This window comes from Chitinophaga agri, assembly GCF_010093065.1.
Classification (GTDB): domain Bacteria; phylum Bacteroidota; class Bacteroidia; order Chitinophagales; family Chitinophagaceae; genus Chitinophaga; species Chitinophaga agri.
Genome location: NZ_CP048113.1, coordinates 5449714 through 5465172 on the forward strand (window position 1 = coordinate 5449714; position 15459 = coordinate 5465172).

17 protein-coding genes are annotated in these 15459 nt (G+C 45.6%); 12 read left to right on the forward strand and 5 right to left on the reverse strand.

The genetic code is table 11. The features are described 5' to 3' along the window. Positions 1-29 precede the first annotated feature (29 nt). Positions 30-1094 carry a 4-hydroxythreonine-4-phosphate dehydrogenase PdxA gene (pdxA, locus tag GWR21_RS21760; protein ID WP_162333785.1) on the reverse strand — a complete coding sequence of 355 codons (1065 nt, stop codon included), beginning with the start codon at positions 1092-1094 and terminating at the stop codon, positions 30-32. Between the two features lie 114 nt (positions 1095-1208). Here pdxA and rsmA point away from each other — a divergent pair, with 114 nt between their 5' ends. The 4 genes from rsmA (at position 1209) to GWR21_RS21780 (ending at position 4019) form a co-directional block, all read left to right on the forward strand. Further along, a complete protein-coding gene (gene rsmA / locus GWR21_RS21765; RefSeq protein ID WP_162333786.1) occupies positions 1209-1958 on the forward strand; it encodes a 16S rRNA (adenine(1518)-N(6)/adenine(1519)-N(6))-dimethyltransferase RsmA in 750 nt (249 codons plus the stop codon). Then, positions 1955-2884 carry an NAD(P)-dependent oxidoreductase gene (locus tag GWR21_RS21770; RefSeq protein WP_162333787.1) on the forward strand — a complete coding sequence of 310 codons (930 nt, stop codon included), beginning with the start codon at positions 1955-1957 and terminating at the stop codon, positions 2882-2884. The genes rsmA and GWR21_RS21770 overlap by 4 nt, the downstream gene beginning before the upstream one ends. Before the next feature lie 170 nt (positions 2885-3054). Next, positions 3055-3528 (forward strand): transcription elongation factor GreA, encoded by a 474-nt coding sequence (gene greA, locus GWR21_RS21775; protein WP_162333788.1) that lies wholly within the window; start codon positions 3055-3057, stop codon positions 3526-3528. Positions 3529-3623: 95 nt separating this feature from the next. Further along, the gene (locus GWR21_RS21780; protein WP_162333789.1) at positions 3624-4019 is read left to right on the forward strand and encodes an HIT family protein; all 396 of its coding nucleotides are present in this window, start codon (positions 3624-3626) and stop codon (positions 4017-4019) included. On the opposite strand, the gene GWR21_RS21785 is transcribed toward GWR21_RS21780, so the two are convergent. Beyond that, entirely contained in the window at positions 3997-4701 is a 705-nt protein-coding gene (locus tag GWR21_RS21785) for a response regulator transcription factor (RefSeq protein WP_162333790.1), read from the reverse strand. The two genes, GWR21_RS21780 and GWR21_RS21785, sit on opposite strands and share 23 nt — an antisense overlap. Positions 4702-4858: 157 nt before the next feature. Beyond that, positions 4859-5419 (reverse strand): crossover junction endodeoxyribonuclease RuvC, encoded by a 561-nt coding sequence (gene ruvC / locus GWR21_RS21790; RefSeq protein WP_238429943.1) that lies wholly within the window; start codon positions 5417-5419, stop codon positions 4859-4861. Between the two features lie 76 nt (positions 5420-5495). Here ruvC and GWR21_RS21795 point away from each other — a divergent pair, with 76 nt between their 5' ends. From GWR21_RS21795 to GWR21_RS21825, 7 genes are all read left to right on the forward strand, one after another. Continuing rightward, entirely contained in the window at positions 5496-6443 is a 948-nt protein-coding gene (locus GWR21_RS21795; protein ID WP_162333792.1) for a lysylphosphatidylglycerol synthase domain-containing protein, read from the forward strand. A 9-nt stretch (positions 6444-6452) separates the two neighbouring features. Beyond that, on the forward strand, positions 6453-7241 hold the full coding sequence (locus GWR21_RS21800; protein ID WP_162333793.1) for a DUF3108 domain-containing protein: 789 nt from the start codon (positions 6453-6455) through the stop codon (positions 7239-7241). 121 nt (positions 7242-7362) lie between these two features. Further along, on the forward strand, positions 7363-8064 hold the full coding sequence (locus GWR21_RS21805; RefSeq protein ID WP_162333794.1) for a response regulator transcription factor: 702 nt from the start codon (positions 7363-7365) through the stop codon (positions 8062-8064). Positions 8065-8163: 99 nt separating this feature from the next. Further along, the gene (locus GWR21_RS21810) at positions 8164-8871 is read left to right on the forward strand and encodes a response regulator transcription factor (protein WP_162333795.1); all 708 of its coding nucleotides are present in this window, start codon (positions 8164-8166) and stop codon (positions 8869-8871) included. Then, positions 8868-10244, forward strand: coding sequence for a HAMP domain-containing sensor histidine kinase (locus GWR21_RS21815; RefSeq protein WP_162333796.1), 1377 nt, complete (start codon positions 8868-8870; stop codon positions 10242-10244). Before GWR21_RS21810 ends, GWR21_RS21815 begins: the two co-directional genes overlap by 4 nt. A gap of 150 nt (positions 10245-10394) precedes the next feature. Next, positions 10395-10874 carry a hypothetical protein gene (locus GWR21_RS21820; protein WP_162333797.1) on the forward strand — a complete coding sequence of 160 codons (480 nt, stop codon included), beginning with the start codon at positions 10395-10397 and terminating at the stop codon, positions 10872-10874. Positions 10875-10893: 19 nt separating this feature from the next. Beyond that, entirely contained in the window at positions 10894-11811 is a 918-nt protein-coding gene (locus tag GWR21_RS21825; RefSeq protein WP_162333798.1) for a bestrophin family protein, read from the forward strand. 210 nt (positions 11812-12021) lie between these two features. Here GWR21_RS21825 and ruvB read toward each other — a convergent pair whose 3' ends face one another. Then, entirely contained in the window at positions 12022-13047 is a 1026-nt protein-coding gene (gene ruvB / locus GWR21_RS21830; protein ID WP_162333799.1) for a Holliday junction branch migration DNA helicase RuvB, read from the reverse strand. Positions 13048-13159: 112 nt separating this feature from the next. On the opposite strand from ruvB, the gene GWR21_RS21835 reads away from it, so the two are divergent. Continuing rightward, on the forward strand, positions 13160-14461 hold the full coding sequence (locus GWR21_RS21835; RefSeq protein ID WP_162333800.1) for a M28 family metallopeptidase: 1302 nt from the start codon (positions 13160-13162) through the stop codon (positions 14459-14461). A 2-nt stretch (positions 14462-14463) separates the two neighbouring features. Here GWR21_RS21835 and GWR21_RS21840 read toward each other — a convergent pair whose 3' ends face one another. Then, complete coding sequence (locus GWR21_RS21840) at positions 14464-15138, reverse strand: peptidoglycan DD-metalloendopeptidase family protein (RefSeq protein ID WP_162333801.1); 675 nt, start codon at positions 15136-15138, stop codon at positions 14464-14466. Between the last annotated feature and the right edge of the window lie 321 nt (positions 15139-15459).

The following is a 15459-nucleotide window of genomic DNA, read 5'->3' on the forward strand; positions in this document are numbered from 1 at the left end:
ACTCCCCTTCTATTTATATGTATGGTTCACTATTCGGAAGCCAGCTCTATTTTCTTCAGTGGATTACGGGTATTCTCAGCGTAAGTCTCTCTCTTTTCCAGGATGTCCAGACAGGTAAATATCGCCTGACGGAAAGAGTTAGGATCAGCCAGGTTTTTACCAGCGATGTCAAATGCTGTTCCATGATCAGGAGAGGTGCGTACAATAGGCAGACCAGCAGTGTAGTTGATGCCATCTCCCGCAGCCAGTGATTTGAAAGGGATCAGCCCCTGATCGTGGTACATGGCCAGCACCCCGTCAAACTGCTCGTGCATATTGCGGGCGAAGAACGCATCAGCGCTATATGGACCGAAGCAAAGTAACCCATTGCTCTTTGCCTGATTGATGGCGGGGATGATCTCCTTGATTTCCTCCTGGCCGATCAGTCCATCATCACCTGCATGAGGATTCAGACCCAATACAGCAATGCGTGGACTGTCTATACCGAAATCTTTTATCAGGCTCTCTTCCATCATCTGCAGCTTTGCCAGGATATTGTCTTTTTTGACATATCTGGAGATCTCTGCTACAGGAACGTGTTCCGTCAGCAACCCGACTCTCATGTTCTCGGCGGTCATGAACATCAGAACGTCTTTGGCCTCAAATGCGTCACGCAGATAAGGCGTATGGCCAGTGTAGTTAAACTGCTGGCTCTGAATATTCTTTTTATGGATAGGTGCTGTGATCAGTCCTTCGATGTGTCCCTCCTTCAGGCATTCAATTGCTACGGCCAGTGAGCGGGCTGCATATTTGCCACCCACTTCATTCAGTATGCCAGGAGTGATCTGTACTTCTTCATCCCAGCAGTTGAATACGTTTACCTGTTTGTGGTTCAGACGGGCAAATTCCTTGATGCTCTGGTAATTGAAGTTGTTTTCATTCATCAGCTTCCTGTAGAAGTTGATGGTTTTATTGGAAGCAAATATTACCGGTGTGCAGAATTCCAGCATTCTCACGTCAGCAAAGGTTTTGATGATAAGCTCTGTCCCGATGCTGTTGATGTCGCCAACTGTAATACCGATGACCGGTTTATTTGTATGCGTGTTGCTACTCATGTTTATTGGAGAATAATGGGCAAATATAAGGATAATAGCCGGGACGCGGTATAGGCAAACCAGTGGTATCGTGCAGCTTTCCTGCTAAGTTTTCCTTAATTTTGCTGGCTAATCATGTATACACTCAAAAAATCTCTGGGGCAGCATTTCCTGAAGGATGAAAATATCTGCAGGAAGATAGTAGAATCATTACCTGTAGTGCCTGGGCAGCAAATAGTGGAAGTGGGGCCCGGAGCGGGTGCCATCACCAAATACCTGTTACAGATACCAGATGTTCACTTCAAGGCTGTGGAGCTGGATACTGAAAAAGTTCAGTATCTCGAGAAAACTTACCCTGAAATACGGGGCAAGATTGTCAATGAAAGCATTCTTGACACCCCTGTACCTTACCAGGGCGAGTTCAATGTGATCGGTAATTTCCCTTATAACATTTCTTCACAGATCATGTTCCGGATACTGGAATGGCGCCAGCAGGTGCCTACAGTGGTAGGTATGTTCCAGAAGGAAGTGGCATTGCGTATTGCTGCCACCAAAGGGAAAGAATATGGCATTCTGAGTGTACTGATCCAGGCATTTTACCGGGTGGAGTACCTGTTTGAGGTGCATGAGAACTGTTTTAATCCACCGCCGAAGGTGAAATCTGCTGTTATCAGGTTACACAGGCTGGAGCAGGAGTATGACATTGCCAGTGAACGTAAGTTTTTTGTGTTGGTAAAGACGGCCTTCGGACAGCGACGTAAGCAGTTACGCAATCCGTTAAAAGGACTATTTGATAAAGAAACACTGCAGGACAGCATTTTCAATAAGAGAGCTGAAGAGCTGAGTATTGCTGATTTTGCAGCATTATCGCATAAGATGATATGAGCAGGAAAGTATTGATCACCGCCAAGGTGCATAATTATCTGATCCACAAGCTGGAGGAGAAAGGTTTTGAAGTTAGTTATCAGCCATCCATCACACATGATGAAGTGGTGGCTGCCATTCCGGCGTTCACTGGTATGATCGTAACTACCAGGATCAAAGTAGATAAAGGCATGCTGGACCGCGCGGGACAGTTAGCGTGGATAGGCCGTTTGGGTAGTGGTATGGAACTGATAGATGTGGCCTATGCGGAGAGTAAAGGTATTAAGTGTGTAAGCAGTCCGGAAGGAAACAGGGATACAGTAGGAGAGCAGGCCGTTGGTATGTTGCTGGTGCTGATGAACAATATCCTGAAAAGTAACCTGGAGTTACGGCAGGGTATCTGGGAGCGTGATGGTAACAGGGCTGATGAACTGGGCGGCAGGACAGTGGGTATTATCGGATATGGTAATACCGGTGGGGCTTTTGCCCGCAAGCTGAGAGGATTTGATGTAGAGATACTGGCCTATGATAAGTACAAAACCGGCTTCAGTGATGCATACGTAAGGGAAGCCACGATGGAAGAGCTCTATGAAAAGGCAGATGTGATCAGTGTGCACCTGCCGCTGACAGAAGAGACGCATCATCTGGCAAACGAGGCTTTCTTCAGATCCTTCAAAAAGCCCATCCGTTTTATTAACGCGGCAAGGGGTAAAATTGTGAATACTCCTGATATCATTGCAGCACTGGAAGAAGGTATTATTGCCGGCGCGTGCCTGGATGTACTGGAAAATGAGAAGCTCTCTACCTATAGTGCAGTGGAGAAAGAGCAGTTTGAAAAGCTGTTGAAAATGTCCAATGTAGTGATGACCCCGCATATCGGAGGATATTCCCATGAGGCCAGTATCAAGATGGCCAGAATAGTGCTGGAAAAACTGCATATCATCTAGGACCGCCAGGTTCAGCTGTTTTATTACAAATAATGTAGATGTGACAATATTTGTAGATGAAAGCGGCGGGGTGATGTAAAAAATATTATATTTGCGATATACCAATCTTGCAACGCTTCTGTTCAAACGGAGGCGTTGATTTTTTTTCTTTATTTCTAAAACATAACGTTATGTCTGGTATAAACTACGTTACCAAAGAAACCCTGGACCAGATGCGTGAGGAACTCAGCTTCCTGAAGACCAAGGGTCGCGCAGAAATAGCCAGGGCGATTGCGGAAGCGCGGGAAAAGGGTGACCTTAAGGAAAATGCGGAGTATGATGCTGCCAAAGAAGCTCAGGGTATGCATGAAGCCAAGGTGGCAGTACTGGAGAACGCTATTGCGACAGCAAGAGTGGTCGAAGCTGATTCCATTGATACCTCTAAAGTATCCATATTGTGTAAGGTAACTATTACAAATATGGCTAATAAGAAGACATTTACCTATCAACTGGTATCAGAGAAGGAAGCTGATCTGAAACAGAACAAGATCTCTGTGACATCTCCTATCGGAAAGGGTTTGTTGGGGAAAGCAGTAGGAGAGGTCGCTGATGTGCAGGCGCCTAACGGTAGTATGAAGTTCAAAATAGAGAACATCACTATTTAATAGTACACAAAACTAATTTGCATAAAAGCCCGCCCTTGTTTCCAGCAAGGGCGGGCTTTTTTTTATAACTTTATGCGTATTAAAATGAAACCCACATGTCAGTGTTCACAAAGATCATCAAAGGAGAGATACCAAGTTATAAGATAGCGGAGAACGATCACTTCTATGCGTTTCTGGACATATTCCCGTTAATGAAAGGGCATACGCTGATAGTACCCAAAGTAGAGATAGATAAGTTTTTTGACGTAACAGATGACCTGCTGGGTGAGTGGTTACTGTTTGCAAAGCCTATTGCTCAGTCTATAGAGCGTAGTTTTCCCTGCAATCGTGTAGGTATGAGTGTTATCGGTCTTGAGGTGCCTCATGCGCATATGCATTTGATACCCATCAATACTGCTGATGATATGAATTTTGCTCGTCCTAAGCTGAAATTAACGGAAGAAGAATTTAAGGCTGTACAGCAACAGATTATAGCTGGCCTGGAACGTTAAACCGAAATCCTACTCCATGTAGGGTTTCCAGTTTAATAGTGGGATCTGACTTAAAATGTTTTCTCAGTTTTGTAATAAATACATCCATGCTACGGCCCAGGAAATAGTCATCCTTGCCCCATACATGGAATAATATTTCTTCCCTTTTGAGTGTCTTGTTGGCGTTATCGCAAAGATACTTCAACAGGTCAGCTTCTTTTTGTGTAAGTGTACTTGATACCTCTCCGTTCTTTTCACGGAGGATCAGATCGTTGTAGTCAAAGGTAAGTTTACCAATATTGTATTGGGTGCGTTTTTCTGATGCGATGTGAGCGGCTTTACTCCTCTTCAGGAATACTTCGATGCGCAGCAGCAGTTCCTGCATGCTGAATGGTTTGGTTATGTAATCATCTGCGCCGGTTTTAAAGCCTTTGATCTTATCCTCATCCAGCGCTTTCGAAGTCAGAAAGAGTATGGGAATGAAGTCATTTTTTCTCCGGATCTGTTCTGCCAGTGTAAAGCCGTCTTTTTTAGGCATAACAACATCCAGTAAACATATGTCAAAGGTTCTCGACTGGAATTGTTCCCAGGCCATCTGTCCGTCTGTGCTATGTACTACGTCGTAGCCTGCTTCTTCCAGTCGTTTCTTAGTCACCGCACCAACATTCTGATCATCTTCCACCAATAGGATTCTTGCTTTCATAGCTTGTGATGCTGATTATATAAATACCATATTAATGGTGAAAAGCCCCAGTACCTTATGGGAGCGTTTATGAAGATTTTAATTCAAAGTAAATACAAATTATTAACTTCTGGAAAAACGTCAGCGTTAAACCTGGAATTATCTGTCACACAAAATATTATCTTACAATTCTGTCGGGGTGCTGTTGAAGGAACTTATCCCATCCTTTGGCTTTACTTGTATCCGGTAACACGCTTGACTCCTGAAAGAAATGACACACCGCTACTGCGAGCGCATCTGAAGCATCCAGGAAATCCGGGCGTTCATTAAAATGTAGTATTCTTTGTAACATCTGCCAAATCTGCTCTTTGTCGGCATTGCCATTGCCGGTAATAGACTGTTTGACTTTTTTGGGAGAATATTCCGTTACAGGTACTCCCGCCTGCATGGCGGTTGCAATTGCGACGCCCTGTGCACGGCCCAGTTTCAACATACTCTGCACATTCTTACCAAAGAAAGGAGCTTCAATTGCGCAGGAAACCGGTTTGTGCTCGCGTATCAGTTCATTTACTCGGGCGTGTATCAGTTGTAGCCTTTCGTAGTGGTCTTTATGACGGGACAGTTTGAGTACATTCATTTCCAGTAAACTGGCTTTGGAGCCTTCCACAAGTATCAGTCCGTAACCCATCACAAGTGTACCGGGGTCAATGCCCAGAATTATTTTTGACTTGTTTGCCAACCACAGTTTATTTTTGCCAAAATCTTGATGTCTGAACAAAAATACCAAAATAATTCTCAATTATCTGCTGGGAGCAGTGCTTTTTACGTGGTTAGCCTATTCTATCTATACACAATTGCTGCATCAGCCTAATCTGAAGGCTTCTTTATGGCAGATGATGGGAACCCTTAGAACCAGAGGTGGTTATGCGGTAGTGCTGGTTCTTATTGGCATGTTCCTGAACTGGGGCCTGGAAGCCCGTAAGTGGCAACTGTTAGTCAAGCCTTTACAACATATCTCCTTCCTGAGAGCGTTCAGTGCCGTACTTTCCGGTGTCTCCTTTTCTATCAACACCCCTAACCGTATCGGTGAGTATGGTGGCAGGGTATTGTACCTCAGAAATAACCGCAGTAAGCTGAAAGGTATCGCTGCCACCATGGTAGGAAGCTTCAGCCAGCTGATCGTCACTATTATTTTTGGGTTAACTGGCCTGTGCTACTATATCAACAAATTCCCGCTGGTAAAGGGAAATGGTTATTTCGCCCCCCATTTCTGGGAGAAAATCCTGTTAGGGTTGCTAATAGTTATTTGCGCCTTGGTCATATTGTTATATTTTCGATTGCAGATCATCCTGGCCATATTTGAAAAGATCCCATTGCTGAGAAAAGCCAGGATATTTGTGCAGATCATTGTTCGTTACTCATCCGGTGACCTTGAGCATTTACTCCTGCTCTCAGCCGTCAGATACGTGGTCTTCTCGGCACAGTATTTGATTTTGCTTGACGCATTGGGCGTTGAGATGCTCTGGTGGCAAGGATTTTTGATGAACGCTGTTGTTTACCTTGTAATGGCCCTCGTACCTACTATCGCTATAGCGGAACTTGGACTCAGAGGGAAAGTAAGCCTGTACTTTATGGGATTACTGAGTGCCAATAGTCCGGGAATCATCGCTGCCACTGTATGCATCTGGCTAATTAACCTGGTTCTGCCAGCTATCTTAGGAAGTGTGCTGTTGCTGGGAATAAAGATTTTTAAGGAAAAATAGCTTTCATCAATGAGGTTTCTTCTACTATTAATCATTAGTCTGGCCACTATCCGCCCTGTATCCGCGCAGAACGAATTCTGCGGACTTACCAATACCAGTTTCAAGGCCGGCGAAAGTATTACGTTCAAGGTGTATTACAACCTCGGTAAACTCTTCGTAGGTGCCGGTGAAGCCGTATTTACCTGTAACCTGGAAAAACTGAACGGAAGAGACGTATATCACATTGCTGGTGATGGTAAAACATTCCGCACCTATGACTGGTTCTTTAAAGTACGCGACAGGTACGAAAGTTATGTCGATACCGCCAGCCTCCAGCCTATGCGCTTTATCAGAAACGTAAATGAAGGTGGCTATAAGATCAACCAGAACGTGACCTTCAATCCGGTGCAGAATACAGCTGTCAGTAATACCGCTACCGTCAAGATCCCCAACTGTACACAGGATGTGATCAGCGCTATTTACTACGCCCGTAACATCAATTTTGACAAGTATAAACCTGGGGATAAGATCTTCTTTAACATGTTCCTGGATGATAAGATTTACAATATCTATATCCGTTATATCGGTAAAGAGACCGTGGAGACCAAGTTCGGTAAGTTCCGTGCTATCAAGTTTGCCCCGCTCCTGATACAGGGTACCATGTTCGAAGGCGGAGAAAAAATGACCGTATGGGTAAGTGATGATGCTAATAAAGTACCACTGCGTGTAGACAGCCCCATTTCCGTAGGTAGTATTAAAGTGGATATGGTCGAGTATAAAAACCTCCGTTACAACTTTACCTCCCTGCTGAAGAAATAACCCCTCCCCAGGTAACTGTCACCTTCTTTTCACCTAACTTTAACTTTCTGTATGCAATGGCCTGTCATTTGCGGACTATAATAATACCTATATTTGTTTGCACATTAATACTTTATTGAATATGGAAGAACGTAAACCAAAGATATTGCTGGCCGAAGATGATACCAACCTGGGTATGGTACTGAAGAATTACCTCGAGCTGAATGACTATGATGTAGAGTTGTGCCGGGATGGTATACTTGCATTGGCAGCCTTCAGACGCGAGAAATTTGACATTTGCCTGCTGGATATCATGATGCCCAATATGGATGGTTTCAAGCTGGCAGAAGAAATCCGTGACGTTGATCCGGACATTCCGTTGTTCTTCCTGTCTGCCAAGACAATGAAAGAAGATGTGATCCATGGATACAAACTGGGTGCAGACGACTATATCTCCAAACCATTTGACAGTGAACTGTTACTGCTCAAAATTAAGGCGATCCTCAAACGCAACCAGGAGCTGAACAGCAAGGAAGAAGAACAGCACGAATTCCGTATCGGCCGTTATGCATTTAACGCCCGCCTGCGTACCCTTACCAGAGATGGCGATTCTCACACCCTGTCTCCAAAGGAAAATGAACTGCTGCGTATGCTGTGTGAACATAAGAACGACCTGCTGCCAAGAGAGCTGGCACTGAAAAAAATATGGGGTAGCGATACCTACTTTAACGGCCGTAGTATGGACGTTTATATCGCTAAACTACGTAAGTACCTGAAGGAAGATCCGGATATTGAAATCGTTAATATCCATGGAAATGGCTTCCGCCTGGTAGTAAAGGACTAATCATATTACGAGAGTATAATGGGAAAGCTCCTGGCGAAAGAGGTCTAAAGGACTTCCGCCAGGAGCTTTTTGTTTGTAGCAAAGCATATCAGAGATGTAATGAAACTTTTACTAATTGAAGATGAACCATCGGTAGTATCATTCATACGCCGCTATCTTAATGAAGCAGGCTATGACGTCAGCGTTGCCCTGGATGGCCATTCAGGCTTACAGATGGCTACAGAATACAGCTTCCAGCTCATCATTCTGGACGTAATGCTGCCCGGTATGAACGGGATAGCCGTTTGTAAGGCTTTGCGCAAACAACACATGACCACACCTATTCTTATGCTTACTGCGCTGGGCTCTACCGAGAATGTAGTCGCCGGACTGGATAGTGGGGCTGATGATTACCTGGTCAAGCCTTTTAAACAGGCTGAACTCCTGGCCCGTATCCGCTCACTTTTACGCCGGAACAACGATACCAGTAACACAGTGACGCCCGCTGCTACCCAGCACAATACCAGCGTCCTCAAAGTCGCTGACCTTGAACTGGATCTGAATACCAAAAGTGCCAGCCGTTATGGAGAAACTATTGTGCTGACCGCCACGGAATACCGGCTGCTTGAATATATGATGCGCAATCCCCGCCGCGTACTGTCCAGAATGGAAATACTGGAAAATGTCTGGGGCGTTGACTTTAATATGAATACAAAAGTCGTTGACGTATACGTAAACTATCTCCGTAAAAAAGTAAACCGCAAAGACCAGCCAGCCCTGATACAAACAGTGGTGGGCATGGGTTATATGCTCAAAGAAGAAGAATGACCATACGTAATAAGATATTAAGCCTGTTTACCGGACTGACAGTTTCTATCATTCTCATGATGGTGGCATTTGCTTATTTTCTTATTAACCGGCAGTCATTTGATGACTTCTACAAACGCCTTGAGATCAGGGCCTATATAGCTGCCCGGGCCCGGCTTACCCGGGATGTAGGTAACAGTGCCGCATACGCCGAGATCAGGAATGAACACCTGGAGCGACTCCCGCATGAAAAGGAATACTTTATCCGCATCGATACTACAGGTAAGCCACCCCATTACGAAGGACTCGCCCCCTTACGCTCAGGTTTCTATGACAAGGTAAAAGCTTTCGGTAAAGCCACTTACCGGTATAGAGAGACGTTCTATCAGGGCGTATTGTTTGAAAATGAGTCAGGTAGTTACATTGTGATCGTCTCCGCCAGCAATGTATACGGACAGGAATTCATGACGGAACTGAGGAGAACATTGCTGATCTGTCTGACCATTGCGGCAGTCGTGATCGTTACAGCAGGTCTGTTCTTTTCACGCTACATCCTGCAACCTGTACGACAGATCACCTCCCGTGTAAAAGATATCAGGGCGCATAACCTCCATCTCCGGCTCGATACGCCCGACAGTGATGATGAGGTAAGTGAGCTGGCGCTCACCTTTAATAATATGCTGGATCGCCTCGAGACGGCCTTCGAGACCCAGAATAACTTCGTTAGTAATGCCTCTCATGAATTAGGGACGCCGTTAACCGCTATCATTGGGGAGGCTGAACTCGCACTGAACAAGCAACGCTCAGATGAACAATACCGGCAATCCCTTTCTGTCATCCTCAAGGAGGCAGAGCGGCTGGAACATATTACAAAAAGCCTGCTGAGCCTTGCCCAGACTGGTTTCACCGATAAGAAACAGCGACTGGAAAAGATCCGTACGGATGAGCTGATCTTTGCCGTAAAAGAAACAATTGACCGTATTAATCCTGATAACCGCGTGGAGATAGACTATTCCATGCTGCCTGAAGAAGAGGATAAACTGTTTATTGTAGGCGATCCGCAGCTGCTACAGCTGGCCCTCAGCAATATTGTCCAGAACGCCTGTAAATACTCTGATAACCGCCCGGCCTCTGTCGCATTAGCTGCGACCGACAAGGATAATGTCATTATTATAAAGGATAATGGTATCGGTATACCCGTACAGGACCTGCCATTTATCTATGATCCGTTCTTCCGTGCTTCTAATACCAGTGGTTATAAAGGATACGGTATCGGGCTCCCTCTTGCCCGTAATATCGTACGGCTACACGGGGGGAATATCATCGTAAACAGCCGCCAGGACCAGGGTACAGAGATCCGCATCACCCTGCCCACCTATACCGAATCACGCTAGCTTCTTACCGGTTTCTTACCGCTTTATGATGCATTTCTTACCTCAGGGGCGTTTTCTTACAGCATTTTTACCCTTTTTTTAAACGCCTTTTATCTCTTACTTACCTGTTGCTAATCTCGTGCTGGTAGCTTTGTATCAAATAAATTACCAATGAAGCACGTATTGATTCCTACAGATTTTTCTATCCGGTCTCTTCGCGTAGTGCACGGTGTTGTTGAACGCTTTGGAGGTGAACCGCTTAATATTATTCTGATGCATGCTATAGAAATGCCTACATCCATCATGGACCTGATGATGCTCTCCAGAAGATCATCTCACCAGGACCTGATCACGGCAGACTATAAAGACGCGTGTGAGATCATAAAAAATAAATATGCTTCTGTTATTCACTCCATGAAAACAGAATTTTTAATCGGCAACGGAAAGGGAATCTTCAGAAACTTCCTGCTGTACCATAATATTGATGTAATAGCATGTGCAGCAAAGGATGAATACCGCAAGGCTGGTCCAAACAGTTATAATCCTGCGGAACTGATCAGAAAGAGCAAGTATCCTGTGCATCAGATACCACTGGCACCAAGAAAGGAAAAGTACCTGGTATCCGCGATGTCGGATTTGTTTGAGTCGTAGACCAATAAAACCATTCCCCATGTTACTGAAAAAAAATATCCCGTTAAAGTACATTTTCGGGAAAATAAAATATGAGATCGCGCTCGTAGCAATATATACGCTAGTGATCGTAATACTGCATGACAGATTTAACCTGAAGCACATGGCCATTCCATTGTCAGTGCCAATGATCATGGGAACTGTACTGTCCCTGTTACTGGCTTTCCGTTCCAATCAGGCATATGACCGCTGGTGGGAAGCAAGAACGATCTGGGGGGCCATTGTCAATGATTCCAGGTCTTTCTCCAGGCAGGTGTTATCCTTTATAGATGATGCTGCCTATGACTCGGAGGAGATCAATCATTTCAGAGAACGGATGGTACGCCGGCAGATCGCCTGGTGTTATGCGCTGGGGCAGTCTTTAAGAGGACTGGATGGTAAAGATGGGCTGGATAGACTGATCTCTAAAAGGGAGGTAGCACATGCCGCAAAATATGCAAACGTACCAATGGCGCTGCTTGAACTCCATGCAAGAGACCTGAAATATGCGCTGAAACAGGGCTGGCTGAACGAATTCCAGCAGGTAACGCTGGACCAGACATTAAGTCGTCTTTGTGATGCAATGGGTAAATGTGAGCGTATCAAGAATACAGTGTTTCCGGCCACATACAGCTTGTATATTCATTTTGCCATGAACTTTTTCATACTGCTGTTGCCGTTTGCATTGATAGAATATTTCGGCCTGATAGAAGTGCCTCTGGTAGTAGCGATCGCAGCAGCGTTCCTGCTGATAGAAAAGATGGCAATACATCTTCAGGACCCATTTGATAATAAACCGACGGATACGCCGATGACCACTATTTCAAGGAACATCGAACGTGATCTCAAGCAAATGCTGAACGATCATCATCTGCCGGAAACAGTAGCGAACACAGATCATCAGTTTTATGTGATGTAAAAGATAATAGCTGTACAACAACCTACACTTACTCTGTTGGAGGAGGGATAGCGTCCGGGCGTATATGAACATCAGGCTAATCAATGATTCAGGAACGGAGAATTATTGCGCCTGGCGCGGTCCTAACATGGATATAGAGTGTTATATGGAGGAAACAAGTAAGGGAGCTTTCGCTCCCTTTAGTTTTTTATACCAGTCTTGTATAGCTTATCAGAATAACATACCGGGGCCTCCACCTCTGGGAGACTTGCCCAGATGCACATAGGCTTTTTCAGTAACTTCCCTTCCTCTTGGCGTACGCTTAATAAAACCTTCCTGTATCAGGAATGGCTCATACACTTCTTCCAATGTACCAGACTCTTCTCCGACAGCCGTCGCAATGGTCGTGATTCCAACTGGTCCGCCTTTAAAGTTTTCAATGATCACCTGCAGAATGCGGTTGTCCATTTCATCCAGTCCGTACTCGTCTACATTGAGGGCTTTCAGACTAAATTGTGCGATCTCCAGGTCTATCGTACCATTGCCCATTACCTGTGCAAAGTCGCGTACCCTTCTGAGCAGTCCGTTCGCAATACGCGGTGTCCCACGCGATCGGCGTGCGATTTCCATTGCCGCGTCCGAAGTGATCTTTGTATGTAAGATCTCAGATGCCCTCCAGATGATCTTCTGTAACGTAGCTGCGCTGTAATATTCCAGTCTTGATTTAATACCAAAACGCGATAATAACGGCGCCGTCAGTAAACCGGAACGCGTCGTGGCGCCGATCAGTGTGAAGGGATGCAGCGTGATCTGTATGGAACGGGCACTGGGGCCGGTATCTATCATGATATCGATACGGTAGTCTTCCATGGCGGAATAGAGGTATTCTTCCACCACAGTACTGAGCCGGTGTATTTCATCGATGAACAGGACGTCCTTGTCTTCCAGGTTAGTGAGCAAACCAGCCAGATCCCCGGGCTTCTCGATCACCGGACCAGAAGTTTCCTTGATATGAACCCCCATTTCATTGGCTACGATACGCGACAGGGTTGTTTTACCCAGTCCGGGAGGGCCGTGGAACAGTATATGATCCAGTGCTTCCTCTCTTAATTTAGCAGCCTTGATAAATATTTTCAGGTTCTCAATAATCTGGTCCTGCCCGGAGAAATCCAGGATTTCCCGGGGCCGGATACTATTCTCAAACTCCTTTTCTGCCGCGCTTGGGCGGTGTTCATCTGGTCTTAGCGGATTAGACATATCAGGGCGAAAGTTACCAAAAATATAGCTGTCTCAATATCCGTATACCGCTTTGTTTGCTATATTGTATATATTCAATCCAAAATATCCGTAACCCGGAAAGGTTCACAACATGAGAAAATATTATTTCGCATTACCTGCGCTATGCCTGATCTCCCTGATCGCACAGGGACAGCAGATCAAGAAAACAGAGGTCAAACGTATATTATCCACGCTCGCCGCTGATGATATGGAAGGCCGCGCCACCTTCCAGCCCGGCGCAGAAAAAGCTGCCGTATTCCTGGAAAAGGAATTTGCTAACGTTGGACTGCAACCACTGAAAGGTGACAATGATTTCAGACAATCATTTTCCCGCTACGATACTAAACCAGTGCGCCAGGACCTGATTGTAAATGGTCAGCCGGTATCCAGTGACAGAGCATTTATCACCGGTATAGAACCCTCCATTAACTGGACGCAGGACACTAAATTAGAAACCGCCACTATCGGTGCTACAGACAATTTCGATGTGAAGGTAAGAGAGCTGAAACGCAGCGAGACACCTACCATCGTATGGGTAGATAGTGAGCATAGTGAGAAGTTCGGACAATATGTAAAAGCACTGAAGCAGCACGGCGCAGAGAAACAGGATAGTACCGCAACAGTGGCGTTTGTATTAAGAGCTACTGCGGATAGGGAAATTGATAACTGGTCGCTCGAAGCAAAGCAGCAGGTCACTCCATTTTCACTCTTCAATATTGCTGGTATGATCACAGGTACTGGTAAACCAGATGAGTATGTGATATTCTCTGGCCACTACGATCATATTGGTATCCTGAAACCGGTAGAGCAGGACAGCATCGCCAATGGCGCTGACGATGATGCCAGTGGCGTGACGGCTGTGGTATTACTGGCTAAGTACTTTAAAGAGCATCCGCCGGTACGCAGCATTCTGTTTGTTGCATTCACAGGTGAGGAGATCGGAGGATTCGGTTCCCGTTATTTCTCCCGTCAGCTGGACCCTGAGAAGATAGTCGCGATGTTCAATATCGAAATGATCGGTAAAGAGTCTAAGTTCGGCAAGAACAGTGCCTTCATCACCGGATATGAGCGTTCCAATTTCGGTGAGATCCTGGGTAAAAACCTGGCTTCCTCCAAATTCCGTTTCCATCCTGACCCATATCCGGAACAGCAGTTGTTCTATCGTTCAGACAATGCGACGCTTGCCAGGCTGGGTGTGCCTGCACATACGATCTCTACTACACAGATCGATAAAGACACGCTGTACCATAGCGTGAAAGATGAGATCAGCAGCATGGATTTTGACAATATCACCAGCATCATCCAGGCAATAGCTACCAGCGCCACTTCTATCGTGAATGGAAAAGATACGCCTTCCCGTATAGACAAGGCTACTGTTGGTGGTCGTTTATAGCATTAAGGCATCAGCTGTAATATGAGGTCGGGGTCCGGACAGTTGCGCAGGTATTTTTCTCTTTCACTGTAGCGGCACACACCAGGATAGTCACCTTTGTTGTTTTCCATGTCAGTGATGATCTGGAAATGCAGGTGAGGAGGCCAGTGGCCGTTTTCATGAAGATCTCCGAAATGTGCGATCAGCTGTCCGGCAGCGACCCTCATTCCTTCATGCAGGCCTTCCAGATCTTTTACCGAAAGGTGCCCATATAGGGTATGAAAGGTATGCCCCTCCAGCTGATGCTGCAGGATAATGGTCGCTCCGTAATCGCCATGGACATCATTGAAGCGGTAGCTATGAACGATACCGTCCATAGGGGCAAAAACATAGGTGCCTACCGGGCCCCAGATGTCAATACCCAGGTGCAGGCGGCGGGGCTCTTCCCCGGTAGAGAAGTGATGGCTGCGGGCATAGATGGTCCGGTGTTCTCCATAGCCACCAATGCCAAAAGTGCAGTCATGGTCTGTCAGTACCTGCTGGATGTATTTTGTAAATAGTTGATTATCATCGAGTATTTCCGCAGTAATCCCAATATTTTTCTTTGTAAAGTCCATCAGCAATAAGCTGTCAACTTCTGGATCAAGTAATACTACAGGCTGAAAAGGCTGATAACGCGCTAAGATCGTCTCTAACATGCGGAAAGGTTAAGGCGGACAAAGTACGTATTTTCTACTTGTAAATCCTGCCGCCGTCAGCTTTCCTTCATTTTACGCTGCGTCTGGACATACCAGCATTTTATACAATACAGGTAAATGGCTCGCCCCGGCGGGCTATTTTGCTTTATGATACTCCCATATCCATCTGGGAAATGATGGACCGGGAGCGCTTTAAATAGCCTTTCAGACATTATTTGCCCACCATCTGAGCCCCGCCTGATCTTCATACTTGATGATTACTTATATGTCACCATAAGGGCACTTCAAGGGCACTTCAATATCCCCGGGATATTGAAGTGC

Excerpts from the sequence above, each read along its gene's own strand:
- GWR21_RS21785 (WP_162333790.1), bottom strand. The coding sequence starts at position 4,701 with ATGAAAGCAAGAATCCTATTGGTGGAAGATGATCAGAATGTTGGTGCG.
- GWR21_RS21805 (WP_162333794.1), top strand. The coding sequence starts at position 7,363 with ATGGAAGAACGTAAACCAAAGATATTGCTGGCCGAAGATGATACCAAC.
- GWR21_RS21825 (WP_162333798.1), top strand. The coding sequence starts at position 10,894 with ATGTTACTGAAAAAAAATATCCCGTTAAAGTACATTTTCGGGAAAATA.
- ruvB (WP_162333799.1), bottom strand. The coding sequence starts at position 13,047 with ATGTCTAATCCGCTAAGACCAGATGAACACCGCCCAAGCGCGGCAGAA.
- GWR21_RS21840 (WP_162333801.1), bottom strand. The coding sequence starts at position 15,138 with ATGTTAGAGACGATCTTAGCGCGTTATCAGCCTTTTCAGCCTGTAGTA.
- rsmA (WP_162333786.1), top strand. The coding sequence starts at position 1,209 with ATGTATACACTCAAAAAATCTCTGGGGCAGCATTTCCTGAAGGATGAA.
- GWR21_RS21800 (WP_162333793.1), top strand. The coding sequence starts at position 6,453 with ATGAGGTTTCTTCTACTATTAATCATTAGTCTGGCCACTATCCGCCCT.
- GWR21_RS21815 (WP_162333796.1), top strand. The coding sequence starts at position 8,868 with ATGACCATACGTAATAAGATATTAAGCCTGTTTACCGGACTGACAGTT.
- GWR21_RS21770 (WP_162333787.1), top strand. The coding sequence starts at position 1,955 with ATGAGCAGGAAAGTATTGATCACCGCCAAGGTGCATAATTATCTGATC.
- greA (WP_162333788.1), top strand. The coding sequence starts at position 3,055 with ATGTCTGGTATAAACTACGTTACCAAAGAAACCCTGGACCAGATGCGT.
- GWR21_RS21780 (WP_162333789.1), top strand. The coding sequence starts at position 3,624 with ATGTCAGTGTTCACAAAGATCATCAAAGGAGAGATACCAAGTTATAAG.
- GWR21_RS21820 (WP_162333797.1), top strand. The coding sequence starts at position 10,395 with ATGAAGCACGTATTGATTCCTACAGATTTTTCTATCCGGTCTCTTCGC.
- GWR21_RS21835 (WP_162333800.1), top strand. The coding sequence starts at position 13,160 with ATGAGAAAATATTATTTCGCATTACCTGCGCTATGCCTGATCTCCCTG.
- GWR21_RS21810 (WP_162333795.1), top strand. The coding sequence starts at position 8,164 with ATGAAACTTTTACTAATTGAAGATGAACCATCGGTAGTATCATTCATA.
- pdxA (WP_162333785.1), bottom strand. The coding sequence starts at position 1,094 with ATGAGTAGCAACACGCATACAAATAAACCGGTCATCGGTATTACAGTT.